General features: G+C 67.1%; 25 protein-coding genes. 21 read left to right on the top strand and 4 right to left on the bottom strand.

The features are described 5' to 3' along the window. Positions 1 to 5: 5 nt before the first annotated feature. Complete coding sequence (locus tag RBS12_RS06500) at positions 6 to 1,379, bottom strand: MFS transporter (RefSeq protein WP_307965248.1); 1,374 nt, start codon at positions 1,377 to 1,379, stop codon at positions 6 to 8. A gap of 57 nt (positions 1,380 to 1,436) precedes the next feature. On the opposite strand from RBS12_RS06500, the gene RBS12_RS06505 reads away from it, so the two are divergent. The 8 genes from RBS12_RS06505 (at position 1,437) to RBS12_RS06540 (ending at position 9,098) form a co-directional block, all read left to right on the top strand. Next, complete coding sequence (locus RBS12_RS06505) at positions 1,437 to 2,405, top strand: LysR substrate-binding domain-containing protein (RefSeq protein ID WP_307965249.1); 969 nt, start codon at positions 1,437 to 1,439, stop codon at positions 2,403 to 2,405. Between the two features lie 55 nt (positions 2,406 to 2,460). Then, positions 2,461 to 3,333, top strand: a complete 873-nt coding sequence (locus RBS12_RS06510) for a BadF/BadG/BcrA/BcrD ATPase family protein (RefSeq protein ID WP_307965300.1) — start codon at positions 2,461 to 2,463, stop codon at positions 3,331 to 3,333. Between the two features lie 90 nt (positions 3,334 to 3,423). Beyond that, positions 3,424 to 4,578: an ABC transporter ATP-binding protein gene (locus RBS12_RS06515; protein WP_307965250.1), complete on the top strand. Its 1,155-nt coding sequence runs from the start codon at positions 3,424 to 3,426 to the stop codon at positions 4,576 to 4,578. 2 nt (positions 4,579 to 4,580) lie between these two features. Further along, positions 4,581 to 5,249: an ABC transporter permease subunit gene (locus RBS12_RS06520; RefSeq protein WP_307965251.1), complete on the top strand. Its 669-nt coding sequence runs from the start codon at positions 4,581 to 4,583 to the stop codon at positions 5,247 to 5,249. Continuing rightward, entirely contained in the window at positions 5,246 to 5,959 is a 714-nt protein-coding gene (locus RBS12_RS06525) for an ABC transporter permease (RefSeq protein ID WP_307965252.1), read from the top strand. The genes RBS12_RS06520 and RBS12_RS06525 overlap by 4 nt, the downstream gene beginning before the upstream one ends. Continuing rightward, positions 5,956 to 6,912: an ABC transporter substrate-binding protein gene (locus tag RBS12_RS06530; protein WP_307965253.1), complete on the top strand. Its 957-nt coding sequence runs from the start codon at positions 5,956 to 5,958 to the stop codon at positions 6,910 to 6,912. The genes RBS12_RS06525 and RBS12_RS06530 overlap by 4 nt, the downstream gene beginning before the upstream one ends. A gap of 84 nt (positions 6,913 to 6,996) precedes the next feature. Continuing rightward, on the top strand, positions 6,997 to 8,217 hold the full coding sequence (locus tag RBS12_RS06535) for a pyridoxal phosphate-dependent aminotransferase (protein WP_307965254.1): 1,221 nt from the start codon (positions 6,997 to 6,999) through the stop codon (positions 8,215 to 8,217). Positions 8,218 to 8,234: 17 nt separating this feature from the next. Then, positions 8,235 to 9,098, top strand: coding sequence for a PPK2 family polyphosphate kinase (locus RBS12_RS06540; protein WP_307965255.1), 864 nt, complete (start codon positions 8,235 to 8,237; stop codon positions 9,096 to 9,098). An 8-nt stretch (positions 9,099 to 9,106) separates the two neighbouring features. Here the strand turns inward: RBS12_RS06540 and RBS12_RS06545 are convergent, their stop codons facing one another. Continuing rightward, positions 9,107 to 9,340 carry an exodeoxyribonuclease VII small subunit gene (locus RBS12_RS06545; RefSeq protein WP_307965256.1) on the bottom strand — a complete coding sequence of 78 codons (234 nt, stop codon included), beginning with the start codon at positions 9,338 to 9,340 and terminating at the stop codon, positions 9,107 to 9,109. After that, positions 9,333 to 10,766 (bottom strand): exodeoxyribonuclease VII large subunit, encoded by a 1,434-nt coding sequence (xseA, locus tag RBS12_RS06550; protein ID WP_307965257.1) that lies wholly within the window; start codon positions 10,764 to 10,766, stop codon positions 9,333 to 9,335. Before xseA ends, RBS12_RS06545 begins: the two co-directional genes overlap by 8 nt. A 130-nt stretch (positions 10,767 to 10,896) precedes the next feature. Between xseA and RBS12_RS06555 the strand changes: the two genes are divergently transcribed. Then, complete coding sequence (locus RBS12_RS06555; RefSeq protein ID WP_307965258.1) at positions 10,897 to 11,763, top strand: hypothetical protein; 867 nt, start codon at positions 10,897 to 10,899, stop codon at positions 11,761 to 11,763. Next, a complete protein-coding gene (locus RBS12_RS06560; RefSeq protein WP_307965259.1) occupies positions 11,760 to 12,845 on the top strand; it encodes a 4-hydroxy-3-methylbut-2-enyl diphosphate reductase in 1,086 nt (361 codons plus the stop codon). Before RBS12_RS06555 ends, RBS12_RS06560 begins: the two co-directional genes overlap by 4 nt. A 12-nt stretch (positions 12,846 to 12,857) precedes the next feature. Here the strand turns inward: RBS12_RS06560 and RBS12_RS06565 are convergent, their stop codons facing one another. Then, on the bottom strand, positions 12,858 to 14,132 hold the full coding sequence (locus RBS12_RS06565) for a DNA recombination protein RmuC (protein ID WP_307965260.1): 1,275 nt from the start codon (positions 14,130 to 14,132) through the stop codon (positions 12,858 to 12,860). 63 nt (positions 14,133 to 14,195) lie between these two features. On the opposite strand from RBS12_RS06565, the gene ychF reads away from it, so the two are divergent. From ychF to RBS12_RS06615, 11 genes are all read left to right on the top strand, one after another. Next, on the top strand, positions 14,196 to 15,281 hold the full coding sequence (ychF, locus tag RBS12_RS06570) for a redox-regulated ATPase YchF (protein WP_307965261.1): 1,086 nt from the start codon (positions 14,196 to 14,198) through the stop codon (positions 15,279 to 15,281). A 455-nt stretch (positions 15,282 to 15,736) separates the two neighbouring features. Then, the gene (locus tag RBS12_RS20215; RefSeq protein WP_373886487.1) at positions 15,737 to 16,039 is read left to right on the top strand and encodes a YaaC family protein; all 303 of its coding nucleotides are present in this window, start codon (positions 15,737 to 15,739) and stop codon (positions 16,037 to 16,039) included. 465 nt (positions 16,040 to 16,504) lie between these two features. Beyond that, the gene (locus RBS12_RS06575) at positions 16,505 to 16,954 is read left to right on the top strand and encodes a hypothetical protein (protein WP_307965262.1); all 450 of its coding nucleotides are present in this window, start codon (positions 16,505 to 16,507) and stop codon (positions 16,952 to 16,954) included. A gap of 39 nt (positions 16,955 to 16,993) precedes the next feature. Next, entirely contained in the window at positions 16,994 to 17,692 is a 699-nt protein-coding gene (locus RBS12_RS06580; RefSeq protein ID WP_307965263.1) for a hypothetical protein, read from the top strand. A gap of 16 nt (positions 17,693 to 17,708) precedes the next feature. Beyond that, positions 17,709 to 18,290 carry an SdpA family antimicrobial peptide system protein gene (locus RBS12_RS06585; RefSeq protein WP_307965264.1) on the top strand — a complete coding sequence of 194 codons (582 nt, stop codon included), beginning with the start codon at positions 17,709 to 17,711 and terminating at the stop codon, positions 18,288 to 18,290. Continuing rightward, complete coding sequence (locus RBS12_RS06590) at positions 18,281 to 19,276, top strand: sporulation-delaying protein SdpB family protein (protein WP_307965265.1); 996 nt, start codon at positions 18,281 to 18,283, stop codon at positions 19,274 to 19,276. Before RBS12_RS06585 ends, RBS12_RS06590 begins: the two co-directional genes overlap by 10 nt. Before the next feature lie 357 nt (positions 19,277 to 19,633). Next, positions 19,634 to 20,347, top strand: a complete 714-nt coding sequence (locus RBS12_RS06595) for an SDR family NAD(P)-dependent oxidoreductase (protein WP_307965266.1) — start codon at positions 19,634 to 19,636, stop codon at positions 20,345 to 20,347. Further along, positions 20,344 to 21,399, top strand: coding sequence for an S-adenosylmethionine:tRNA ribosyltransferase-isomerase (locus tag RBS12_RS06600; RefSeq protein WP_307965267.1), 1,056 nt, complete (start codon positions 20,344 to 20,346; stop codon positions 21,397 to 21,399). Before RBS12_RS06595 ends, RBS12_RS06600 begins: the two co-directional genes overlap by 4 nt. A gap of 490 nt (positions 21,400 to 21,889) precedes the next feature. Next, entirely contained in the window at positions 21,890 to 23,671 is a 1,782-nt protein-coding gene (locus RBS12_RS06605) for an ABC transporter family substrate-binding protein (protein ID WP_307965268.1), read from the top strand. A gap of 186 nt (positions 23,672 to 23,857) precedes the next feature. After that, positions 23,858 to 25,381, top strand: coding sequence for an ABC transporter permease (locus RBS12_RS06610; protein WP_307965269.1), 1,524 nt, complete (start codon positions 23,858 to 23,860; stop codon positions 25,379 to 25,381). Between the two features lies 1 nt (position 25,382). Further along, entirely contained in the window at positions 25,383 to 26,597 is a 1,215-nt protein-coding gene (locus RBS12_RS06615) for an ABC transporter permease (RefSeq protein WP_307965270.1), read from the top strand. Positions 26,598 to 26,609 lie beyond the last annotated feature (12 nt).

A 26,609-nucleotide genomic window follows, 5' to 3' on the forward strand; every position in this document is an offset into this window, starting at 1 on the left:
CCATCCTATCGGTCGCGCGCGGCGCCTTCAGGCGCTGTGACGAGTCCGCGTCGCTGCGAGGCCAGGGCCGCGGGGTGGGCGACGGCGGCGACCGCCGCAGTGCCGAGCGCCACCGCACCCGTTCCCACCGCGAGCCACGACCAGCCGAACGATTGGAAGACGAGGCCGCCGAGCCAGCCGACGAGGCTCGAGCCAGCGTAGTAGGCGAGGTTGTAGAGCGCCGCGGCCTGGGCGCGTCCCGCCGTCGCAAGCGTCCCGATCCAGCCCGATCCGAGCCCGTGGGCGCCGAAGAAGCCGGCCGTGAGCAGGAGGAGTCCGGCGAGGATGCTCGGGAGCCAGTCGGGGATCGTGAGGAGGACTCCCGCGGCCATGAGCGCGATGCTCGCGATGATGACCGCTCTGCGGCCGAAGCGCCCGCTGAGGCGCGCGGCGTATCCCGAGGAGAAAGTGCCCGAGAGGTACGCGAGGAACAGCAGGCTCGTGAAGGCGGTCGGCAGCGCGAATGGCGGCAGCTCGAGGCGGAACCCCAAGAAGTTGTAGATCGCGACGAATCCGCCCATGAGGGCGAAGGCCTGGAAATAGAGGGCGCCGAGCCGGCGGTTGAAGAGCGCCGCGAGGCGACCGGCGACGGCGGGCTGGCTGGCGGAGGCCTGGCTGGCGGCGAGCCGGGCGACGGCGGATTGGCTGGCGGCGGGCTGGCTGGCGGCGGCCTGGCTGGCGGCGGATTGGGCTCGGCGATTCGCCGGGACGAAGCCCCGCTGGCGAGGGGCGAGGGCGATGAACGCCCCCGCGGCGACTGCGCCGAGGGCGGCGACCGCGAAGATCGCCGCCCGCCATCCCCAGACGTCGGAGATCGGGCCCGCGACAAGCCGTCCGAGGAGCCCGCCGACCGTGGTGCCCGCGACGTACGTTCCCGCCGCGAGTGCCGTGTGCGCTGTGCTGATCTCCTCGGTCAGATACGCGACGGCGAGGGCCGGAACGGCTCCGAGGGCAACGCCCTCGAGGCAGCGGAGCGCCACGAGCAGCCCAATGCCCGGGGCAAACGGCGCGATGAGCCCCAGGAGGGTTGCTGCCATGACTCCGGCCGTCATAGCAGGGACGCGCCCGACGCGATCGGCGACAAAGGACCATGGGAGGACCGAGCCGGCGAGGCCAAGCGTCGCGAATGAGACCGTGAGTGCGGCCTGGGCCGCGTCCACGCCGAGATCGGAGGAGAGGCGGGGGAGGAGCGCCTGGGTCGAATACAGCTGTGCGAACGTGGCGACGCCTGCGCACGCGAGCGCGGCGAGGAGCCGCCGGTAGCCTCGGCTTCCCTTCGCGTGCCCGCCCCACGGGAGATCGCGGGGCGGCGCGGCAGGGGCTTCGCGGGAGGCAGTCACGATATCCACCGTAAGAGCCGCCAATCTATGCGTCCAATACATTATCATTCGGAACATATGGCGAAAACGCATGAAATCCAGCCGCTGCACGGCGAGCTCGGCCAGCTCCTTCCGCTCCTTCCGGTACTCGACGCGGTCGGCCAGACCCGCCACGTGACGGCGGCCGCCGAGCTGCTTGGCGTGCCCCAGCCCACCGTGAGCAGGGCGCTGGCCCGAGCCGCCGCCGTCGTCGGCACCGAACTCGTGCGGAGGGAAGGCCGCGGCATCCGCCTGACTCCCGCCGCGGAACAGCTTCTGCCGTCGGTGCGCGCGGCCCTCGAGAGCCTTCAGGGGGCCATCGATCTCCTGCACGAGCGGCGGCAGGAGGCACGCGGCGTCGTCCGCCTGAGCTTTCAGATGACGTTCGGCGAGGCCGCCGTGCCCGCGCTCATTCGGAGCTTCCGCGCCCGGCATCCCAACGTGCGCTTCGAGCTCATCCAAGGCTCGCGCGAGCGCTGCCTCGACGTGCTGGCCGCGGGCGACGTCGACCTCAGCGTCGTCTCGCCCGTGCCCCGGCCCGGGCGCCAGCTCGATTCGCGGACGCTGTGCGTCCAGCCCCTCCGCCTCGCGGTTCCGGCCGCGCATCGGCTTGCGGAGCGGGGCTCGGTGCGCTTTGCCGAGGCCGCGGGGGAGCCGTTCGTCGTGCTCGAACGCGGCTACGGGATGCGCAGCATCGGGGACCGGCTGTTCCGGGAGGCAGGGGTGCGGCCCGAAGTCGCGTTCGAGGGGCAGGACTCGCGCACGCTGCTCGGGCTCGTGAGCGCGGGCCTCGGCGTCGCCCTGGTGCCGCCGTCGCGTGCACGGCTTTCCGCGGTACACACGCGCGAACTCGGCTGGGCCGAGCTTGAGCTCGAGGACGACGATGCCGTGCGGGAGATCGGCCTCGTGTGGCCGAAGATCGTGGGCGAGCCGCTCCCCGTGAGGCTCTTCCGAGAGCACGTGCTCGCCGAGCCGCCCGAGGCGCTGCTCGACGCGTTCGGCATCTGAGGGAGCCCCGGTTCAGTACCCTTGGCGGGTGAGCACACTGAGCGGCGACAGCATCATGATCGGCCTCGACATCGGGGGCACGAAGACGCGCGGCATCAAAGTCGTCGACGGCGCGGTCGTCGACGACCGGGAGGCCGGGAGCGCGAACGTCCAGAACGTGACGCGCGAGGCGGCCACGGCCAACCTCGCCGAGCTGTTCGCGGTCCTGGACGGCACGGACGCGGCGACGGTCTACGTGGGCTCGGGCGGCATCGACACCGACGCGGATGCCGAGGCCCTCGCGGAGCTCATCCGCCCGCACGCCCCGAAGGCCACGATCACCGTCGTGCACGATTCGCGGCTCCTCCTCGCCGCGGGACACGCGCGCACCGGCGTCGCAGTCATCGCGGGCACCGGCACGGCGGCGTGGGGAACGAACGACGACGGCGAAGAGGCCCGCGCGGGCGGGTGGGGCTACCTTCTGGGCGACGAGGGCAGCGGCTACTGGCTCGCGCGCGAGGCCGTGCGCTACAGCCTCCACCGCATGAATCTCGGGCTCGAGCCCGATGCGCTCACGGAGGCCCTCCTCGCCGCCGTCGGGCTCGAGGGCCCCGGCGAGCTCATCGCGCATTTCCATTCCGCGTCCACGGGCCGCCGATACTGGGCGCAGCAGGCGCGCGTCGTCGTCGAGGCCGCCGATGCGGGTCACGCGGGGGCACGCTTCATGATCGATCAGGCCTCGCACGACCTCGCCCGCATGGCCGCCCAGGTGGCGCGGCAGCTCGGGATCGACGGCCCAGTGATCTTGGGGAGCGGCCTCGGGATGAACGTCCGCAGACTTCAGGACGGCTTCCGTGCCGCGCTCGCCGAGCAGGGCATCGAGGACGTTCGGATCCTCGACCGCGATCCCGTCTTCGGGACGATCGATCTCGCGTCGCGACCGTCCTGACAATCCTGAGGACACGCCCTGTCCTCGACGTTCTCAGGACGTAAGGGGCGGCCGGTTCCCGCGCGGGGGTTCGCTGGTAGGCTCGGCAGAGTGACCGGGGCCATGATCGAGTTCCGCGAGGTGAGCAAGGTCTACGGCGGGGCGACCGCTGTGGACCGATTGAGCCTGAGCGTGCCACGAGGCCAGATCACTGTCTTCGTCGGGCCGTCGGGCTGCGGGAAGACCACGTCCCTCCGCATGGTCAATCGGATGGTCGAGCCGACCTCGGGGACGATCACGGTGGACGGCAGAGACGTCTCCTCGCTTCCGGCCGCGACGCTGCGCCGGTCGATGGGCTACGTCATGCAGGCCGCGGGCCTCATGCCGCACCGGACGGTTGTGGACAACATCGCCACGGTCCCACGCCTGAACGGCGTTCCGCGGGGCGCGGCGAAGTCTCGCGCGCGCGAGCTGCTCGACGTCGTCGGCCTTCCTCAGACGCTCGCGGGCCGGTACCCGGCCCAGCTTTCGGGCGGCCAGCAGCAGCGCGTGGGCGTCGCGCGGGCGCTCGCGGCGGACCCGCCGGTCCTGCTCATGGACGAGCCGTTCAGCGCCGTGGATCCGGTCGTGCGCCACGAGCTCCAGCAGGAGCTCCTGCGCCTTCAGCGCGACCTCGGCAAGACGATCGTGTTCGTCACGCATGACATCGACGAGGCGGTCCTGCTCGGCGACCGGATCGCGGTCTTCGCGGTGGGTGGCCGGCTCGCGCAGGTCGCCGGGCCGGAGGAGCTCCTCCGAGCCCCCGCCGACGATTTCGTCTCCGGATTCGTCGGGCGCGACCGCGGGTTCCGGCATCTGGGCTTCTTCGACGACGCGGGGCTCGCGGTCGACGGCGCCGCGAGCGTTCGCCGCTCCGAGCTCGCCTCCGCGCGGCCGTCGGCATGGGCGGTCGTGGTGGACGACGCCGGCCGGCCTGCCGGGTGGGTTTCACCGGAATCCCCCGGGGTGCTCGTGAGCGGCGGATCGCTGCACCACGCAGGGTCAACGCTGCGGACGGCGCTCGATGCGGCCCTCTCGTCGCCGTCGGGCCGCGGCGTCGTGGTGGACGACGGCGGGCGCTACGTCGGCACGGTCGGCGCCTCTGCGGTCATCGCCCAGGCGGACCGGCGGCGCACCGACGCGCAGCGCGAGCGGGCCCGGAACGGCGAGGCATCCGGTGCGGTCGCGCCCGGCCGTGGGGTTGGCGTGCGGGTCGAGGAAGGCTGAGCATGGAGTGGGCCGCCGCGAACTTCGGCAGGATCCTTTCGCTCGCGGGTCAGCATCTCGTCCTGGCGGTGGTCCCGCTCGTGCTCGGGCTCGTCATCAGCCTTCCGCTCGCCCAGCTCGTGCGACGGCGCCGCGCGTGGCGGACGGCGCTGCTGACCGTGAGCTCGGTGCTCTACACGGTCCCGTCGCTCGCGCTGTTCATCATCCTGCCGGTCGTCCTCGGCACGAGGATCCTCGATCCGGCCAACGTCATCGTCGCGCTCACCGTCTACGCGGTCGCGCTGCTCGTGCGGTCGGCGCTCGACGCGCTCGAGTCGGTCGACGGCGAGCTGAGCCTCGCCGCTACGGCCCTCGGACACACTCCGGTCACGCGGTACTTCAGCGTCGACCTTCCGCTCTCGCTGCCCGTTCTGATCGCGGGCCTGCGCGCCATTTCGGTCAGCAACGTCTCGCTCGTGAGCGTTGCCGCGCTCGTGGGCATGCCCAACCTCGGGATCCTGTTCACCGAGGGGCTCCAGCGGGACTTCGTGACCGAGATCGTCGTGGGCCTCGTCGCGATCCTCGTCCTCGCGCTCCTCCTCGATGTCGTCCTCGTGGTCGTCGGACGCCTCCTCTCGCCGTGGGCGCGGCTCGGAGCGGGGGGCCAGCGGGCGGGGGCTGCGCGCTCATGAGCCTCGTCGAGCTCACCTGGGCGTGGCTCACCGATCCCGTCCAATGGTCCGGCTACGCGGGAATCCCGGCGCGGCTCGGCGAGCACGTCTTCTACACGGTCCTCACCGTCGCGATCGCGTGCGTGATCGCCCTGCCGATCGGCGCGTACGTGGGTCACACGGGGCGGGGACGTGTCGTCGTCGTCGCCCTCGCCGGAGCGTTGCGCGCGGTGCCCACGCTCGGGCTCCTCGTGCTCTTCGTGCTCCTCGCCGGCATCGGCCTCATGCCGCCGATCTGGGCCCTCGTCATCCTGACCGTCCCGCCGATCCTCGCCGGGACGTATGCAGGCATCGCCGCGGTGGACCCCGTGGTCGTCGATGCGGCGCGCGCCCAGGGGATGCGCGAGTACCAGGTGCTCCTATTCGTCGAACTCCCCAACGCGGTCCCCGTCATCTTCGGCGGCGTCCGGGCCGGTGTCCTCCAGGTCATCGCGACCGCGACCGTCGTCGCCTACACGAACCTCGGCGGGCTCGGCCGCTACATCTTCGACGGCCTCGCGCTCTCCGACTACCCTCAGATGCTCGGCGGTTCCGTGCTTGTCGCGGCACTCGCCGTCGTCGTCGACCTCGTCCTCGGGGCGCTCCTGCGCCGCCTCGGCCCCCGCGCCTCTCGGGAGCTGCCGGCTCCCGAGCCACTCGCCAAGGAAATCGTCACGGAAGGAACGCCATGACTACGCAATCCCTCACCATCCCGCGCCGCCGGGTGCTCTCTGCCCTCGCGGCCGGCCTCGGGCTGAGCCTTGCGCTGAGCGCCTGCGGCGGATCCTCGAACCCGCTCAGCACGGGCAGCGCGGGCGCGAGCTCCGGCTCGGGCAAGGCGCTCGTGATCGGCTCGGCGGATTTCACCGAGAGCCAGATCATCGCCGAGCTGTATGCCGGCGCGCTCAACGCGGCGGGCGTCCAGGCCACGACGAAGCCGAACATCGGCGCACGCGAGGTCTACTACAAGGCCGTGCAGGACGGCTCGGTGGACGTTGTCCCCGACTACACGGGCAACCTCCTGCTCTTCATCGACAAGCAGGCCACCCAGGTCTCCGCCTCGGACATCGCATCCGCCCTCCCCGGCAAGCTGCCCAAGGGCCTCGCGATCCTCGACCCCGCGAAGGCCGAGGACAAGGACGCGATGGTCGTCACGAAGGCGACCGCCACGAAGTACTCGCTCTCGAGCATCGCGGACATGGCCAAGGTGTGCGGCGATCTCGTGATCGGCGCGCCCGCGACGTTCCAGCAGAGGGCGTATGGCCTGCCCGGCCTCAAGGACAAGTACAACTGCGTGCCCAAGCAGTTCCAGCCATTCAGCGACGGCGGAGGGCCGGTCACGCTCAAGGCGCTCCTACAGAACGAGATCCAGGTCGCGGACATCTTCACGACCACCCCCTCGATCGCGGACAACGATCTCGTGGTGCTCGACGATCCGAAGAACGATTTCATCGCCCAGCAGGTCGTGCCGCTCGTCAACACGGCCAACCTTTCGGACGCCGCGAAGAAGGCCCTCAATGCCGTCTCGGCCAAGCTCACGACGGCTGACCTCATCAACCTCAACCGCGCCGTGAGCGGGAACCAGAAGCAGAGCCCGGCCGATGCGGCCAAGGCCTGGCTCAAGGACAAGGGGCTCGCCTCGTAGCGCGTTTCCTGTCTCGGATCGACACCACAGGGTGTGAGCGGAATCTCATAAATTCCCGCCCACACCCTGTGGCATATTTGGACAATGGCCGAAATCAAGCAGTCTTCCAAGCTCCATAACGTCCTCTACGACATTCGGGGACCGATCCTGGAGGCTGCCCACCAGCTGGAGGCCGAGGGCCACAAGATCCTCAAGCTCAACATCGGCAACCCTGCACCCTTCGGTTTCGAGGCGCCCGACGCGATCCTCGTCGACATGATCCGCCACCTCCCGCACGCGCAGGGCTACAGCGACTCGCGGGGCATCTTCTCCGCGCGCACAGCGGTCTCGCAGTACTACCAGACGCGCGGGATCCAGAACATCGGCGTCGACGACATCTACCTCGGCAACGGCGTGAGCGAGCTCATCACGATGTCTCTCATGGCCCTCCTCGAGCAGGGCGACGAGATCCTCGTGCCGACTCCCGACTACCCGCTGTGGACTGCTTCGGTCTCGCTCGCGGGCGGCCGCGCCGTCCACTACACGTGCGTCGAGGAAGCTGACTGGGAGCCCGACCTCGAGGATCTCGAGGCCAAGATCACGCCACGGACCAAGGGCATCGTCGTCATCAACCCCAACAACCCGACCGGCGCGGTCTACTCCGACACGACCCTGCGGCGCATTGTCGCGCTCGCGGAGCAGCACGGGCTCATCGTCTTCGCCGACGAGATCTACGAGAAGATCCTCTACGACGGCGTGACCCACACGAACATGGCCTCGTTCACCGACGAGGACGTCCTGTGCCTCACGTTCAGCGGCCTCTCGAAGGCGTATCGGGTGTGCGGCTACCGCGCCGGGTGGATGGCGATCTCCGGGCCGAAGAAGGCAGCGGCCGATTACCTCGAGGGCATCAATCTCCTCGCCAACATGCGACTGTGCGCGAACGTCCCCGCCCAGCATGCGATCCAGACGGCGCTGGGCGGCTACCAGAGCATCAACGACCTCATCCTTCCCGGCGGCCGCCTGCTCGAGCAGCGCAACAAGGCATACGAGCTGCTCAACGCGATCCCCGGCGTCTCGACCACGCAGGCGAAGGGCGCGCTCTACCTGTTTCCGCGGCTTGACCCCGAGGTGTACCGCATCCGCGACGACGAGAGGTTCGTCCTCGACCTCCTGCGCGATCAGAAGATCCTCCTCTCGCACGGCCGTGCGTTCAACTGGCTTGCGCCCGACCACTTCCGGATGGTCACTCTCCCCGCAGTCGCGGACATCGAGGAGGCGCTCGGACGCATGGCCGAGTTCTTGGCCCGGTACGAGGGGAACTGACCTCGGGGGGAGCGGCGATGTCGAAGCGCAAGGCGGGTCACGGGTTCGCCGAGGCACCCGAGGAGCTCCTCGTCGTCGGCGAGGGCTTCTCGCTCGCGGACGTCGATGCCTCCTCGACCCCCGGCTTCCACGGCGGCAAGTCCGTGGGCGAGGCGATCCTTGCCGAGCGTGACGCTCACCTTGCCGATCTCCAAGAAAAACTCTTCGCGGAGGGCCGCACGGGCGGGCGGAGGTCCCTCCTGCTCGTCCTCCAGGGCATGGATACGTCGGGCAAAGGCGGCATGGTGAGCCACGTCGTGAGTGCTGTCGATGTCCAAGGCGTGCAGCACGCGGCCTTCCGCGCTCCGACTGACGAGGAAAAGCGTCACGACTTCCTCTGGCGCATCGAGAAGCGGCTCCCCGAGCCCGGAATGCTCGGGTGCTTCGACAGGTCCCATTACGAGGACGTCCTGATCCACCGGGTCCACGGGTGGGCGGACGCGGGCGAGCTCGAGCGGCGCTACGCGGCGATCCAGGATTTCGAGGTGCGTCTTGCCGATCGCGGCACGAGCGTGCTCAAGGTCATGCTGCACATCAGCCGCGACGAGCAGAAGCGCCGTCTCGAAGCGCGGCTTGACGATCCCACGAAGTACTGGAAATACAGCTCGGACGACGTCTCCGAACGTGTCCATTGGGACGCGTATATGGAGGCGTACGACGTTGCCCTGCGGCGCACGAGCATGCCGTCTGCGCCGTGGTACGTGGTTCCCGCGGACAGCAAATGGTATTCGCGCATGGTCGTCCAGGAGCTCCTGGTCGCGGAGCTCGAACGGCTCGATCCCCAGTGGCCGCCCGCGTCGTTCGACATCGAGGAAGAGAAGCGGCGGCTCGCGGGGAGCTGAGCGGGACCCTACTCTCCGGGCTCCGCGCCGCCGGCGGGTTCGCGGCGCGCCGCGTCGAGCCGCCGTCGTGCGCCCTCAAGCCACTCTTCGCAGCGTTGGGCGAGGGCCTCGCCGCGCTCCCACAGGGCGAGCGATTCTTCGAGGCTCACTCCGCCCGCCTCGAGCTTGGCAACGACGGCGACAAGCTGCTCCCGGGCCTCTTCGTAGCTCAATTCGGCGAACGTTTCTGTGCTGTCAGCCATGTGGCTTTCCTTCCTGGTCGCCTGGGGTCGAGGGGGTCGTCGGGTGGGTTCCCGTGCCGTGCTGGTCGAGGGGGCCTTCCGACCGCGCGGCGAGCGCTCCTTGGGCGAGGCGAACCCTGAGCTGGGTGCCCGCGGGGGCGTCGTCGGGCGAGCGCACGACGGCGGCGGCAGGACCGTCGAGATGCTGGACGACGGCGTAGCCGCGGTCCAGCGTCTGCTGGGGCGAGAGCGCACGAACCTGGGCTCGCAGGTGGCGGACCGCGTCCTCGCCGCGGACGATCGCGGCATTGACGGCGTGATGGGCGCGCGCGAGGAGCCGCTCGAGGTCCTCGTGCCGTGCCGTGAGCATGTGCCCGGGATTCGCGAGGACCGGACGGCTCCGGAGCAGCGCGAGCTGCTGGGCTTCCCTGCCGACGAGGAGCGCGATCTGGCGTTCGAGGCGCTCGCGGCTGTGGTGGACGCGCGCGAGCTCATCCGCGACGTCGGGCACGATCCGCTTGGCGGCGTCCGTCGGCGTTGAGGCGCGCAGGTCGGCGACATCGTCGAGGATCGGGCGGTCGGCCTCGTGCCCGATCGCGCTCACGACCGGCGTTGCGGCGTCCGAGACGGCTCGTACGAGGCGCTCGTCGCTGAACGGGAGAAGGTCCTCGAGCGATCCGCCTCCCCGGGCGATGACGATGACGTCGACCTCCGGCATCGAGTCGAGCTCGCGCAGCGCGCGCGTGACCTCCGAGACCGCGCTCGGGCCCTGGACTGTGACCTCGCGGATCTCGAAATGCACGGCGGGCCAGCGCAGGGCGGCGTTGCGGAGCACGTCCTTCTTGGCGTCCGAGTCGCGTCCCGTGATGAGTCCGATGCGATGGGGGAGCAGGGGGAGGCGCTTCTTGCGGGCCTCCGCGAAGAGCCCCTCCGCCCCGAGGGAATGGCGGAGCCTCTCGATGCGGGCCAGGAGGTCTCCGAGGCCGACGGGCCGGATATTGCGGACCTGCATGTTGAGGCGGCCCGTCTTGAGCCACATCTCGGGCTTGACGAGCGCGACGACCCGCGAACCGCGTTCGAGCGGATCCTTGAGACGGTCCATGACCTGGCCCCACGCCGATGCCGAGAGCGAGACCTCGTCTTCGATGTCTCGGAGCGTCAGGAAGGCGTTGCTGCCGCGCCGATTGAACTCGATGACCTGGCCTTCGATCCAGACCTGTGGCGATCGGTCGATGTGCTCCTTGAGCTTGCGGGACAGCAGAGCGAGCGGCCACGGGTTGTCCGGCGTGGTCTCGGCGGCCCGTTCGGGGACGCTCGCGCGGGCACCGTCGGCGGCGTCGGCGCCGGTCTCGTCGGGGCCCTCGGCTGGGCCGTACCCGCCTGGACCGTACCCGCCTGGACTGTGCCCGCGCGGACCGGCACTGATCGGCTCGGCCGATTCAGGCATCTCGTCCCCCTCTCCAGCGCTCCGGCTCATACCCCACATGTATCACGGCCCGACGACACTCTTTGGGGCTTCGGGCCAATCTGCGCAGGACCACTACGATTAGGTGCGTTGACGCCGACCCCGGGAAGCCATGCGTACTGTCCTCTCAGCACTGTCTGTGCTGCTCGCCGTTGTGCTCACGGCCGTCGCGGTGCCGGCCCTCTGGCTTGAGCGCAATGTCACCGACGAGTCGGGTTTCGTGAAGCTGCTCGAGCCAATGGGCCGAGACGCGGACCTCCAGTCGACCCTCGTGGCCAACCTCGACACAGCGGTCCTCTCAAGCGCCGGAATTCCCGAGGCCGCGCAGCCGCTCGCGCGTCAGGCGATCCAGCATGTCGGGGATGGACTCGTCTCGGACCCCGGGTTCCCGCAGGCCTGGACCGAGACGCTTCAGGCGAGCCACCGGCTCAATTTCACGCCCGGCGTCGCCTCGACCAACGCCTTCGAGCTCGAGCTTCGCCCCGTGGCGGATCTGCTCGCCTCGAAGCTCGGCGCCATCATCGGCGTCCAGCTTCCGGGACCGCGAGCCCTCGGCGTGCAGGTCGGCACTCCGCAGCAGCGCTCGTGGCTCACGGCTGCCCAAGACCTCGCAGGACTCTCGCAGCCGCTCGCCCTGGGCGCGGCGCTCGCCCTCCTCTTGGGCCTCCTCTTCGCACGACGGCGGGGCGTCCCGCTCGCGTGGGCCGGGCTCTGCTTCATCGTGACGGCGGCCGTCTTCCAAGTCGGGACTGGGATCGTGCCGCTCTTCGCGTCCGCGCAGGCCAGCTCGGGTTCGATGTCCTCGACGTTCGGCATCCGCGCCGCCGTGCTCGCAGTGGACAGCTTCGAACCGTGGATCGGCGGGCTTGCCCTCGTCGGCGGCGTGCTGCTTGTCACGGGCGCGGTGCTCGGCCTCGTGCGCCGTCTTCGGCGGTCCCGCGCCGCGGCACAAGGCCGACTCGCTAGCATGGAAGTATGACTTCCGCCTCCGTATCGCTCGCCATGCCCACGGTCCCGCGTCGCCGTCGGTCCCCGCAGGAGGTCGCCGACGCGGTGCCCGTGACGGGCGAGAAGCGGCTCCTTCTCGCGGCTCCGCGCGGCTATTGCGCGGGCGTCGACAGGGCGGTCATCGCCGTCGAGAAGGCCCTCGAGCACTACGGGGCCCCGGTGTATGTGCGGAAGCAGATCGTCCATAACCGGCACGTCGTCGAGACCCTCGAGGAGCGTGGGGCAATTTTCGTCGACGAGACTGATGAGGTGCCCGAGGGGGCGCTCGTCGTGTTCTCGGCGCATGGCGTGAGCCCCGCCGTCGTGCGCTCTGCCGAGGAGCGCGGACTCAGGACCATCGACGCAACGTGTCCACTCGTGACCAAGGTGCACCGCGAGGCCGTCCGGTTCGCGAAGGACGACTACGAGATCCTCCTCATCGGCCACGTCGGCCACGAGGAAGTCGAGGGCACGTACGGTGAGGCCCCGGACCACACGCAGGTTGTGAACTCGCCCGACGAGGCCGAGACGATCGAGGTCAAGGACCCCGACAAGCTCATCTGGTTGTCCCAGACCACTCTCTCGGTCGACGAGACCATGGAAACGGTACGGCGACTCCGCGAGCGCTTCCCGAACCTCCAGGATCCGCCGAGCGACGATATCTGCTATGCGACCTCCAACCGCCAGGCCGCGATCAAGAAGATCGCTCCCCAGGCCGATCTCGTCATCGTCGTAGGCTCCGCGAACTCGTCCAACTCCGTGCGTCTCGTCGAGGTCGCCCTCGAGTACGGCGCCAAGAAGGCGTACCGGGTCGACTTCGCCAACGAGGTCGACGAGTCGTGGTTCGAGGGCGTCGCGACCATCGGCGTGACGTCGGGGGCGTCCGTCCCCGAAGTGCTCGTCCAAGACGTCTTGCGGCTCGCAGCAGAGTACGGCTACGCCAAGGTCGAGGAAATCGTCACGGCCGAGGAGGACATCCTGTTCTCGCTCCCGAAGGAACTCCGGGCGACCCTCAAGGAGGCCGGCGACGGAAGCCGCGGCCTCGGGGGCCGCGGGCAGCGTCCGACCGGCTGAGGCAGCCACGGCTCAGGCCGTCTCCCGGAAGGCGCCCCGCGATTCCAATCGCCCATCGGAGGCTTCGAGCAGGCCGCTGTCTCGGAGCTGCTGATCGTCGAGCAATTCGCTCGCGCTCAGGACCCGAGGCGTGCTCGCGAGCGGAGCCACGTACGGAAGGGTCTCCGCTGCCCCGGGGTCGAGGGCACTGATGCGCCGCGCCGTGGGGAAGACGCGCGACTCGAGTGCCCCCACGAACGCGTTGTAGCGCTCCACGGAGGATTTCAGCGACGCGCCGAGCTTTGCGACGTGCCCGCCCATGGTTCCGAGCCGGCCGTAGAGCTGCTGCGAGAGGTCGAAGAGCTCGCGCGCGTTGTCCGTGAGAAGCTCCTGGCGCCACGCAAACGCGACTCCCTTGAGGAGCGCCATGAGTGTCGCGGGGGAGGCCAGCGCGACGTTGCGCGCGAACGCGTAGTCGAGAAGGGCGGCGTCCTCCGTCAGGGCTGCGGCGAGGAACGATTCGGCGGGCAGGAAGCACACGACGAGTTCGGGGCTGGCGCCCATCGACTCCCAGTAGCGCTTGCTCCCGAGGGCATCGACGTGGGCGCGGAGCGCCTTGGCGTGGTCCGCCACGTGGCGACGGCGGGCATCGGCGGACTGCGTGCTCGGATCGTGGGTGAGCTCCTGGGCCTTGAGATAGGCGCCGAGCGGGACCTTGGAGTCGACGACGATCTGCTTGCTGCCCGGAAGCTGCACTACGAGATCCGGGCGGACCGTGCCGGCCTCGCCGATGGCCGAGACCTGCTCGCTGAAATCGACGCGATCGAGCATGCCTGCTGCCTCGACGACCCGACGCAGCTGCACCTCGCCCCACGTTCCCCGCGAGGCGTTGTTGGCGAGGGCGGCCGTGAGGGCGTGGGCAGTCCGCAGGAGCGCAGCGTCCGACTCCTGGGCGGTCTGCAGCTGCTGCGCGAGCTGGCCGTATTGCTCCACGCGGTCGCGCTCGAGCACCGCGACCTGCCGCTGCACCGCGTTGAGCTTCTCGGCGACCGGCGCGAGGGCCTGCAGGACGTTGTTCTCCTGCTCGTCGAGGCTGATGAGCGCCCTGTTCTGCGTCGCGAGGAGGTCGCGCTGGGCTGCCGCCGCGGCGAGCTCGGTCTCCGCCTGCGCGAGCCGCGCCCGCAGCGCGGGGTGCCCGGCGCCGTCGTTCGCTGCCTTCCGGCGCGCAAGAACGTAGCCGCCCACTGCCCCGAGCACGAGGGCCAGGAGCGCCACGAGCACCGTCACGAGGATCTGTGTTCCGTCCATGTGTTTCACCCTGCCATGGGGGTCCGACATTTCTGCGACGGGCCGCCGGTATGATGGATGACCGTGGCTCTCACTATCGGCATCGTCGGACTCCCCAACGTCGGAAAGTCGACGCTCTTCAACGCGCTCACGCGCAACCAGGTCCTTGCAGCGAACTATCCGTTCGCCACGATCGAGCCGAACGTCGGCGTCGTGAGCCTCCCCGATCCCCGCCTTGCGCAGCTCGCCCAGATCTTCGGGTCCGAGCGCATCCTGCCCGCGACCGTCTCCTTCGTCGACATCGCCGGCATCGTCAAGGGCGCGTCCGAGGGCGAAGGACTCGGCAACCAGTTCCTCGCGAACATCCGCGAGGCCCAGGCGATCGCGCAGGTCGTCCGCGTCTTCGACGACCCCGACGTCGTGCATGTCGACGGACGCGTCGATCCACGCTCGGACATCGAGACGATCCACACCGAGCTCATCCTCGCCGACCTCCAGACGATCGAGAAGGCCCTTCCCCGTGTCGAGAAGGAAGTCAAGATCAAGAAGCGCGACGCCGCGGAGCTCGCCGCGCTGCAGGCCGCGCAGAAGGTGCTCGAGCGGGGCGACACGATCATCGCCGCGGCCCACACCGACAAGCTCGACATGGGTGCGCTCAAGGAGCTCAACCTCCTCACGGCCAAGCCGTTCATCTACGTCTTCAACGCGGACGAGGGCGTGCTCGGTGACCCCGAGAAGCAGGACGAGCTGCGTGCCCTCGTGGCGCCCGCGGACTGCATCTTCCTCGACGCGAAGCTCGAAGCGGATCTCGTCGAGCTCTCCGAGGAAGAGGCTCGCGAGATGCTCGAGATGAACGGCCAGGACGAGTCCGGCCTCGATCAGCTCGCGCGCGTCGGCTTCCACACGCTCGGCCTCCAGACTTATCTCACGGCCGGGCCCAAAGAGGCCCGAGCGTGGACGATCCGCCAAGGCGACACGGCCCCGCAGGCCGCCGGCGTGATCCACTCGGACTTCCAGCGTGGCTTCATCAAGGCCGAGGTGGTCCACTTCCACGACCTCCTCGACGCCGGCTCGATGAACGAGGCGAAGGCTCGCGGCAAGGTCCGCATCGAGGGCAAGGACTATGTCATGGCCGACGGCGACGTGGTCGAGTTCCGGTTCAACGTGTGACCCCTCAAGAAATAGCCTGACGCTCGGCCGGTGGGACTAGATCTGCTTGCTCCGGGGCACAGCACGAGGCTAAGGTCATCGGCACGCGTACCGGCGAGGGCATGTCCCAGCGCAAGGCGTAGCTAAGGGCATCGTCATGGGCTGGCGCAGTGTGGAAGTCGTTTCGCAGGATCGCGGAGCGTCGAACGCAGACGGCGTGCCCACCGCCCAAGCGGAACGAGGTGGCCCCCTCAACAGTCCGCAGCGTCGGCACCAGTCGAGCGCTCGCTGTTTGACCTGTGGTTGCCGGTGCGCCTGACTGGTTCTGTCCGTTCGGCAGTGCCGCAAAGGAGGCCGCCAAACGACGGGGGGATCGATCATGGTTTCGTACGCGGAGCTTGACGCCGATGCCCTGCCCCAGATTTGGCAGGAATTGAGGGCGCTTCGATCGCGGAAGGTTGGAGTAGCCAGCAGCGGTGCGAGGCGAGCGACCTTTGACGCTTCTCTCGAGCAAGCGGAGCAGCTATTTGCCGCGGCGACGGCCGGCACGGCCACGCAACCCGAAGCTCGATGATACTGACTCGCCGACCCAGCCGTTCATGCTCTGGTGGGCCGTTCTATACCCACTGTCGCGTCTGGCTAGGTACTACCCGAACGTGTGGGCGAAACTGACGTCTATCTCGACTGATCCGCATGCCGCGCCGATTGAGTTCATCCTTCGAGAGGCGGTCCGAGCAGTCCCGGAGCTGGCGCTGCGGGCGATACGAAGATTCGCGTAGGGGCGGCTTGTCTGCAATCCTCTGGCGGTTCGGCATCATCGATCGGCAGATCATCCGGCGCGGGTCTTCGCAAGCGTCAAGGATCTCAGCGTCGACAGTACCGCCTCGGACACGGAGACGATAGCTCATGTTCCACTTAGATTGCCGATCCTCCCGCAGTCTGATTACGGAATTACTGAATTGCTCTCACTCCCAGCACGGAGACAAATGAGGTGACAAGCCCTGCCGCCACTTAAGAACACTCTTCAGTCGCCCTTTGATTGAACATTCCATCGGCGGCGGTGCTGGCTCGCCACCGATGGATTTTCATCCGCCGGTTATTGACAACTGCTGCATAGGGGAGAAGAGTTGGACCACATGTCGCTGAGACGGTGGCGCGGTCTCACGCTGGCGAGCAGGGGGGACGGATTTTCAATGTGTTGCCCATCGCGGCCACATTTTGCACCGGCGGATGATGGGGGGAAATTGGCTATATCCGAAACGAGGCTTGAGGCAACACCGAGGAGAATTATCTGGGCGGTTGTCGGAGCGGCCTGTGTGACCGTCATTGCTTCCTCGGTCCCGGCCGGTGTCCTCATTCCCGGATTGGCAATATGTGGGGCCATTGTTTTACTGACCGGGCTCTTTCTAAGCATGCATGTCACTGTCGAGGAGACACCCAACGAGCTGGTGATCCGCTGCAGGCCTTTCCGGGCTGTTCGGATACCCAGATCGGAGCTGATCTCAGTCGGTCAGGGGCCCGAGACCGGCCTCACCGAAGGCTACGGTGTCCGATGGCTGGGCCAAGGCAGGAACGGGCTGCTGACGGGTGGCCCCACAGTATGCATAGAGACCGCCGGGCGGAAATGGATTGTGTCGGTGGAGAATCCTTCGTTTGCAATCCGGAAGATCAATGAATTCATTCAGGGAGGCTAGCGTTCCGACGCTGCCTTAGAGCACAGTATTGGGGGAGTTATGAAGAAGCTCGTCAGTGTGACAGCCGCCACCGTTCTCATCGCAGCGGGTATCTGCACAACCGCAAACGCATCATCAGAGACGGGGAGGCAGGTAGTTGGCGTTGAGGCGACTAAGAGCGACACAAACAAAACCCCGCAGTCTATTTTTGAAGCGATCTGGTTCGCCACCGGCCCGTACGCGTCGACGATGGCAAAGCGTGTTGGCAACAACGACTTCCGGGAGTACCTGCGCAAGGGTAGCCAGAGGGCCGAAGTGCAGGCCCTGGCTGCGGAGGTCTCCGGAGTGCTTGAGGGAAGGACCCCGGGCTACCTTGAGCATCTCTACGGGGAGCTGACCTCTGGAGATGTCTACAGGGTTGAAGCGGCAATGGGTAGCACGAGCATTGACGTGCTGAACGTCATGCGGGAGAGGTACCCCTCGAAAGCATTCCCGGCCGTCAAGGACGGAACCGCATCGGGCATGTGCGTCTGGGTGTTCGCGATCGCGGCTGTCGCGGTCTGGGACGGCGCAGTTGCCATCAACTACGCGGGTGTCGTCAATGTGGTCGGTGCTGTGAATGTGGTCGGCTGGTTCAACGCTTCGGTTTCTGTGAACGTGACCAGCCCCACGAGCGTCCTGACGGTTGCTTCCAACGCGGCCCAGAGGTCGTCCACCGAGGGAGTTGTGGCGGCGCTCACCACTGCCCTCGCGAAGTAGACCACGGCGCACGACGATGGAATTACCCGCCGACGACGACGAGCAGAAAGTCAAGCGGAAATCGCCCTGGATGGTCGCCATTCCGCTAGCCCTGATATTAATAGTATTGACGTACTCGATCCTATCCGTTTCGCCTCGTGCTGTTTTCCGGCCGCCCGGCATCGACCTGCTGAAGGGAGACCTGGCGAAAGCGGTTCCCCAAGGATGGGGGTTCTTCACAAAATCTCCGAGGGATTCGTTTCTCCTCGTTTACCGGCAGCAGGATGACGGCGGGATGGTGGAAGCTATCCAGATGCCTACCGTAAAGGCAGAGAACCTCTTTGGGGTCAGCCGCTTTGGTCGGGGACAGCCTGTCGAACTGGCGAACATCGTCAATCCAGTCGACCCGCACAAGTGGTACGAATGCGGGCCAACAATCGACAAATGCCTGGTCGCGCTGGCGGAGCCAATCGATGCGGCAAACGCTAAGCCGGAGCCGACCTTGTGCGGACTGTTGACGGTCGTCGATGTCGTGCCAACGCCGTGGGCATACCGGCATCTCACGAGTAGCCGATACCAGGCGAACAAGGCGATCGTTCTGCAGGTGCGATGCGGTTGACGATGTTCGGTGCCGCCGCGGCAGGTCGGGAATTCGTCGTCTGGTCTCCAGTGGTCGGGCTAGCCCGTTCAGCCTTGGCCTTCGCAACCTTCTTGACGCTCATTGCCACGCCAACGTCCACTCTGTTTCAGGCTCTTTGGGACATCGGCCCGCAGCCTATATGCACAGGCGTGAACGCGGTGAACTGGTTCTGTATGTTCAACCCACACCTGCTTGATCTCGGGAAGATCCTCGCGTGTGTAGGGCTCGTGCTGGTGATGTCTGGATATCTGCCGCAAGTCACATCGCTGGTCCATTACTGGATCTCGTTCTCGGTCTTCAACGGGATCGCGATCCCAGATGGCGGGGACCAGATCACCGTAGTACTCGCTCTCCTTCTCGTCCCGATCTGCGTTACCGACCCTCGGACTAACCACTGGCATGCCGCGGAGATGGTTCATGGGCCGGGCCGATGGCGTCGGGGCTGGTCGACGGCCGCTCTGGTCGGGATCAAGATCCAGATGTCGATCCTTTACCTGCAGTCCTGCATCGAGAAGACCGCCCATGATGAATGGGCCATCGGGAACAACCTCTACTACACAGCCACGGGTGTCTTCGGATTCTCAACTCCAGTGCGGAACCTCCTAGGCTTCATCCTCGACAGCGACATGGGTGTCAGTATTCTCACGTGGTCCGTTCTCGCCCTGGAATTCACTCTTGCCATAGCACTGGTCATTCCCAGACGATTCCGTCCCCACCTCTTCCTCCTGGCTGTGCTGTTACACGGGGGGATCGCCCTCTTCATGGGCCTTTGGAGCTTTGCCATAGCAATGATCGCGGCAGACCTGCTGCTCACGCTGCCATTCGCCGGTGAAGCCTATTCCGCGGGGTACCAGTTCACAGCTCGGCGGGAGCGCGAGAGGCACGTATCTGCGACCGAGATCGCTCGCAGAGCTGCGTCTTATGGCCACACCGCTGGCACCCGGGGCCGGCAAAACAACCTCTAGCGCAGAAGGGAACCTGAGGCGGCACGCCTCGCAAACCTACGAGGCCGCAAATCATCCTCGCCGCACGCGGCTTTGTGTGCTTCCTACAACACCAAGGCCCTCGCGGATACTGGCGTTGAGCTGGTCGCCCCAACAAACGCATCCAGGTGGCCAGTCGCCCTGGATGATTCTGGGTGCCGGAACGTGGTGGAGTTCCGCTTCAACGTCTGAGGCCGGGAACTAGCTTCGCCCTGCACCTGCCGTGTGGCCCTCTGCACGCCTCTGCAGGCCTCCAGCTGCAGCCCCGTCCGTCTGATGTCCGCGGCATTCCGGGAATAAGAGCAGGGGTCCCTTCTCTTACCTTGGAGAGGTGGCACGATGAGCACAGCGATCGTCACGGGGGCTTCCAAAGGCCTGGGCAGGGCGCTGAGCGAAGGCTTGGCCCGGCGCGGCTGGTCGTTGATCGTAGACGGCCGCGACACGGCGCTCCTTGAGCTCGCTCGCGGCCGCCTCTGGAAGCTGATTCCGCCCGGCAGCCACGTGTTGGCCATTCAGGGTGACGTGACCGATCCAGAGCACCGACGGGCGCTTGCCGGTGCGGCGCACGCACTCGGCGGCCTCGACTTGCTGGTGTGCAACGCGGGCGTGCTGGGGCCCAGCCCGCTGCCTTCGCTGGCAGATTTCTCCGTGGCCGCCCTGCGCGAGCTCTTCGAGGTCTACCCGGTAGCTGCTCTGGGCCTGATCCAGGAAGTCCTCCCGCTGCTTCGAGCCGCAAGCGACGGAGGCCGCGTGGCGCTGATCAGCTCCGATGCCGCCGTCGAAGGCTACCCGGGCTGGGGCGGCTACGGCGCGGCCAAAGCCGCCCAGGACCAGCTCGCAAGAGTCCTTGCGGCGGAGGAACCGACGCTGACAGTGTGGGCGGTCGACCCGGGCGACATGCGTACGGACATGCACCAAGCGGCGTTCCCGGGCGAGGACATCTCTGATCGCCCCCTGCCGGAGGCCGTGGTGCCCCGCATGATCGAGCTCTTCGAATCACGTCAGCCCAGTGGCCGGATCAGACTGGCCGACATCGCGGAACCCCCATCGTGATCGCCGCCAAGCCGATCGTGGACTTCGCCCTGCCGCGGGTGCTGGAGGCCAGCGAGCCACCCGAGCAGCGAGGAGGAAGCCGGGACGATGTGAGACTGCTCGTGTCTCGCCGCTCGAGCCTGACCATCGAGCACCACCGCTTCACCGATCTTCCCGAGGTGCTGCGCGCGGGCGACCTGCTCGTCTTCAACCGCTCGGCAACCGTCAACGCCGCGCTGGAGGCGACTGCACTGTCTCAGCCGGCGGTCCTTCACGTGGCCCGCCGGCTCAGCGTCTCCGAGTGGATCGTGGAGCTCCGTCACGCCCAGCCGGGCAGCCTCCGCACAACCCCTTGGCTCGACGCCCACGCCGGCTCCGAGATCGCACTGAGGGGCGGCGGCCGGGCGGTACTGCTGCGGCCGGCGGTCGCCGCTGAGGCGGTCCGACTCTGGGTAGCCGACGTGGAGCTGGATCAGCCGCCTGACGAATACATGGCCCGGTGGGGACGGCCGATCGTCTACGGACACATCACCACACCGCGACCGCTTGGCGACTACCAGACGGTCTTCGCCGACGTTCCCGGCAGTGCGGAGATGCCATCGGCTGGGCGGCCGTTCACGGCCGAGCTCGTGACGCGCCTGCTCGTCAAGGGCGTTGACCTGGCTCCGATCGTGCTGCACTGCGGAGTCTCGTCGCTCGAGACACACGAACCACCGCAGCCCGAGCCCTTCGAGGTACCTCCCGATACCTCACGGCGCGTGAACGCCGCCCTCCGGGCTGGCGGGAGGGTCATCGCCGTTGGCACGACCTCAGCGCGCGCCCTCGAGAGCGCTGCGATCGGTCCCGGGCTTGTCCTGCCCTTCTCCGGCTTGACCAACTTGGTGATCGAGCTGAACTACTCGCCACGGGTCACGACGGGCCTCCTCACAGGCTGGCACGAGCCCTTGGCCTCCCATCTGGCGATGGTCGAGGCCTTCGCCGGGGGACCCCTGCTCGAAGCGTCCTACCGGGCGGCACTCGAGGCCGGTTACCTATGGCACGAGTTCGGCGACAGCCACCTGATCTTGCCGTGAAAAGACCGTTCACCGCGCGCGGCTGAGACGTTCATCGCGCACCGCCGAGGTCGTCTGCGAGGCAAACGCCCAGAAGCTTGAACACTTTCGAAAACGACGCTTCATGGTCGTAGCCGACTTCGCGGGCGATGGCTCCGCGCCCGTAAGCCGGGACGCACAAGGTGCTTCACCCCTTCGGTGGGAGCACCTTGTGCGTCCGCCTCGCGCAGTTGACTATCGGCGTTCTACTGGAGAGTAGGACCGTCGTTGCGCGGCACAAGTGATTGGGTATTCCCAATCGGAGTCGCCGTCTCCTCGGTTGTGCCGCGAATCTGAAAGATATGTTGCAGCTCGATAACAACCTGAATCTGAAACGTAGCTTTCGTAGCCAGCGGCCGCACTCTGTGCATAGGCTGTGTGGCATGTGAGGCGCGCCACGTCCCTGTGTCTTGGGGAGGGCCGTCCGGCCGGGACCTTCCGGTACTGACATTCATTGGAACAAGGAGGCGGAATGCGTTTCGGGCGTATTTCGAAGGCGATCGGGCTTGCAGCTGCTGCTGCATTTGCGCTCAGCGCCTGCGCTACCCAGGGCGGAGCACCGGCGGCATCGTCGAGTGGCGCCGCTGCCAAGCAGGGCGGCACCGCCACTGTCGTCGAGGTGAACGCGTTCAACACGTTCAACCCGGAGACGGCTGACGGCAACACCGACATCAACTCGAAGATCAGCCTCGCGACCCACTGGGGCTTCTACTACGTCGACAATCAGCTGAAGGTCGTCCACAACGACAAGTTCGGCAAGTACGAGAAGACCTCGGACGACCCGCTCACCGTCAAGTACACGCTCAACGACGGCGTCAAGTGGTCCGACGGCACGCCCGTGACCGCCTACGACGTCGCCCTCAACTGGGCCGCGAACTCCGCATGGTTCGATGACGAGAACCCCAAGGCCAAGACCGGAACGAGCTACTTCTCGACGGCGGGCGATCCGACGGGTCTCAACAACACGAAGTTCCCTGAGGTCTCCTCGGACGGCAAGACGTTCACCCTGACGTACACCACGCCGTACGCCGACTGGGAGACGGCGATCGGCGCCAACAACGGCACGATCGACGTCCCGGCGCACGTCGTGGCCAAGAAGGCCGGTCTCGCTGACGCCAAGGCGCTCTTCGACCTCATGAAGGGCCTGAAGAAGGGCGATCCGAGCAGCCCGCAGCCGGCAAACGAGACGCTCAAGAAGGCCGGCGACTTCTACAACACGGGCTTTGACACGAAGACCCTCCCGACCGACACGAGCCTCTTCCTCTCGAACGGCCCGTACGTCGTCAAGGACATCGTGGCGGACCAGTCGATGACTCTCGTGAAGAACAAGGACTTCACGTGGGGTCCGACCGCGAACCTCGACTCGATCGTGATCCGCTACATCGGCTCGGCCCCGGCTCAGATCCAGGCGCTCAAGAATGGCGAGGCGGACATCATCGCCCCGCAGGCATCCTCGGACACGATCCAGCAGCTCAAGGCGATTCCGGGCGTGACGGTCCTTCAGGGCCACCAGCTCTCGTACGACCACATCGACCTGAACTTCACGGGTCCGCTCGCCGACAAGGACGTCCGCACGGCGTTCATGCTCACGGTTCCGCGCCAAGACATCGTGGACAAGATCATCAAGCAGATGGACCCCAACGCGAAGCCGCTCGACTCGCAGCTCTTCGTTCCGGACCAGGCGGCGTACGCAGACTCGGCCAAGAACAACGGCTCGTCGGCCTACGACCAGGTCAACATCGACAAGGCGAAGCAGCTCCTGGCCGGCAAGACGCCGACGATCAAGATCATGTACAACAAGGACAACCCGAACCGTGTTGACGCCTACACCCTCATCACGGCGAACGCGACGAAGGCTGGCTTCAACATCGTCGACGGCGGCCTTGGCAAGTCTGACTGGGGCAAGGCGCTCGGCAAGGGCGGCTACGACGCGACGATCTTCGGCTGGATCAACCCGGGCGTCGGCGTCCAGGGCGTCCCGCAGATCTTCAAGTCGGGCAACGGCTCGAACTTCAACAAGTTCTCCGACCCGGACGCGGACAAGCTCATGACGACGCTCGTCCAGACGACCGATGCCGCCAAGCAGGTCGACCTCGAGAAGCAGATCGACCAGAAGATCTGGGCCGCGTCCTACGGTGTCCCGCTCTTCCAGGCGATCGGCGTGCAGGCGTACAGCGACAAGGTCACCGGCGTGAAGTACATGCCGAACAGCAGTGGTGTTTGGTGGAACTTCTGGGAGTGGGCCGCAAAGTAGCCCCTTCAGAGTTCTGATGCTAGAGAAGCGCCGGGACCGAGCTAGTGGGTCCCGGCGCTTTGCAGCGCCCCGGCACAACCCCAGCCACCGCCGTCGGGCTTCCGCCGACCGCGGACTTCCGTTCACGGCCCCTTCACGAGCTGCCCAGCACCTACCGGGCAGCTGACATTCGAGGTACAACGAAACATGGTGACATACGTCGTCCGGCGCCTCATCACCGCAGCACTGATCCTCCTTGGCGCGTCCTTCCTGGTGTACAACCTCACCGCGCTCTCAGGGGATCCGCTCGAGGATCTGAGGACCAACCCCAACGCCGCGCAGCTCATGCAGTCGCGCTCCCAACTCTTGGATCTGTCCACGCCGGCCCCCATCCGCTACTTCAAGTGGCTCGGCGGCGCGGCCGGCTGCATCGTGGGCAATTGCGATCTCGGCAAGAACATCGCCGGTCAGCCTGTCACGCAGGCGCTCGGCCAGGCCCTCATTCAGACCCTGACCCTCGTCACGGGTGCAGCCATCCTCGCGATCCTCATCGGCATCGCGCTCGGCATCATCACGGCCCTCCGCCAGTACAGCGCTCTCGACTACGGCGTGACCTTCATGGCGTTCCTCTTCTTCTCGCTGCCGATCTTCTGGGTCGCCGTCCTGCTCAAGGAATTCGGCGCCATCGGCTTCAACAACTTCTTGGCACACCCCGACATCCCGCTGCCCGTGGCCCTCGGCATCGGCCTGGTCTTCGGGATCATCGCAACTGTCGTGTCGGGCGGAGAGCTGAGGCGGCGCCTCATCGTCGGCGGGATCGTGTTCGCCTTCGTGACGATCGTCCTCGTCGTCGCGGGCATTTCGCAGTGGTTCCGCACCCCGGCCCTCGGCCTCGGCGTGATCATCCCCGCCGGCGTCGGCATCGCCTTCGGCGTCACCGTGCTCGTGGCAGGCCTCCAGAACCGGCGCGCCCTGTACGCGGCCCTTACGACAGTAGTCGTCGGCGTTGTCCTCTACTTCCCGATCCAGCCGCTCCTCGGCCTTGCGACGCCCCTCATGATCCTCATCCTCGCGATCGTCGCCGTGCTCGTCGGCGTCGCGGCAGGCTACTTCTGGGGAGGCTACGACCGCAGCCAAGGCATGCGCGCCGCCGGCATCACGGCATTCGTCGTGGCCGCCATGGTGTTCCTCGACCGCTTCATGCAGTCATGGCCCGCGTACTTCGACAACAGCAAAATCCGCGGCCGCCCGGTCGCGACGATCGGTGCCGCGACGCCGAATCTCCAGGGCGACTTCTGGCTCTCCGGCATCGACGCGTTCACCCACCTCGTGCTCCCGACCATCGCGCTCATCCTCATCTCCCTCGCGAGCTACACGCGCTACACGCGCTCGTCGATGCTCGAGGTCATGAACATGGACTACATCCGCACGGCCCGCGCGAAGGGCGTGAGCGAGCGGTCGGTCATCATGCGCCACGCGTTCCGCAACGCCCTCATTCCGATCTCGACCGTCGTGGCGCTCGATATCGGCCAGCTCATCGGCGGCGCGGTCATCACCGAGACCGTCTTCTCGGTGCGCGGCATGGGCTTCATGTTCCTCGATGGCATTCAGCATGTCGATCCGAACCCCGTCATGGGCGTCTTCGCGTGCGTCGCGATCACGGCCCTCGCGTTCAACCTCATCGCGGATCTCGTGTACTCCGCGCTCGATCCTCGCGTAAGGGTGAAGTGACATGAGCCAGCAGTCTCAGCAAGAAGACCTCGTGACCGGAACCCCGGGAACGACGCCCGCCAGCGTGCCGGCCGCGGGCATCGAGCCCGTGATCGAGGCGAAGGGCCTGAGCCTCGGCCAGATCGTCCGCAAGCGGTTCTTCGGGCACTCAGGTGCCCTCGCCGGCCTCGTCGTGTTCGCCATCATCTTCCTCCTCGCGTTCACATCCGAAGGCTGGGGCCCGTTCCCCGGCTGGTGGAAGTACAGCCACACGGACGTCCAGCCACTCGTGGGCGAGGGCCAGCCGACGTGGACATTCGCCCCGTTCAGCTTCGGCGATCACCCGTTCGGCCAGGACCGCATCGGGCGCGACCTCTTCGCGATGACGATGCGCGGCGCCCAGCAGTCGATCATCGTCATGCTCATCATCGGCCTCGTCGCGGGCGTCATCGGCGTCGTGATCGGTGCGCTTGCGGGCTACTTCCGCGGCTGGATCGAGACGATCCTCATGCGCCTGACCGACGTCATCATCATCATTCCGGTGCTGCTCCTCGCGGCCGTCATGTCGCAGACCGCGGGTCGCCGCGACACGGGAACGTGGTTCGCAGAATTCGCGTCGTCGAACGGCGTCATCGTCCTCGGCATCTTCCTCGGCTTGGTTGTGTGGGTCTCGCTCGCCCGCCTCGTGCGAGGCGAGTTCCTCTCGCTGCGCGAACGCGAATTCGTCGACGCCGCCCGGATCTCGGGCGCGTCCAACACGCGGATCATCTTCAAGCACATCCTGCCGAACGCCGTCGGCGTCGTGATCGTCAACGGAACGCTCATCATGTCCTCGGCGATCCTGCTCGAGACCGCGCTGAGTTACCTCGGCGTCGGCGTCAAGGCGCCGGACACGTCGCTCGGCCTCCTCATCTCGCAGAATCAGGAGGCGTTCTCGACGCGTCCGTGGCTCTTCTGGTGGCCCGGCCTGTTCATCGTGCTCATCTGCCTCAGCATCAACTTCATCGGCGATGGCCTGCGCGACGCGTTCGATCCGCGCCAGAAGAAGTTCAACGCGAAGAAGGCGAAGAACCGCAAGGTTCACGGCAGCGCCGTTCCCGCGGGCGTCTCGGCTGCGGCCGAGCCAGTCCTTGAGGTGGGCGGCACCGTAGTCCCCGCGACGGGCGTCGTGCCCGATTCCAGCGCGTTCGGCGGCGCGGCGGAGGCTTCGGAGGGCACGCCCGGAGGGGCTTCCTGACGTGAGGCCCGC

Origin of the sequence: Sinomonas sp. ASV322, assembly GCF_030908245.1 — a bacterium.
GTDB lineage: Bacteria > Actinomycetota > Actinomycetes > Actinomycetales > Micrococcaceae > Sinomonas.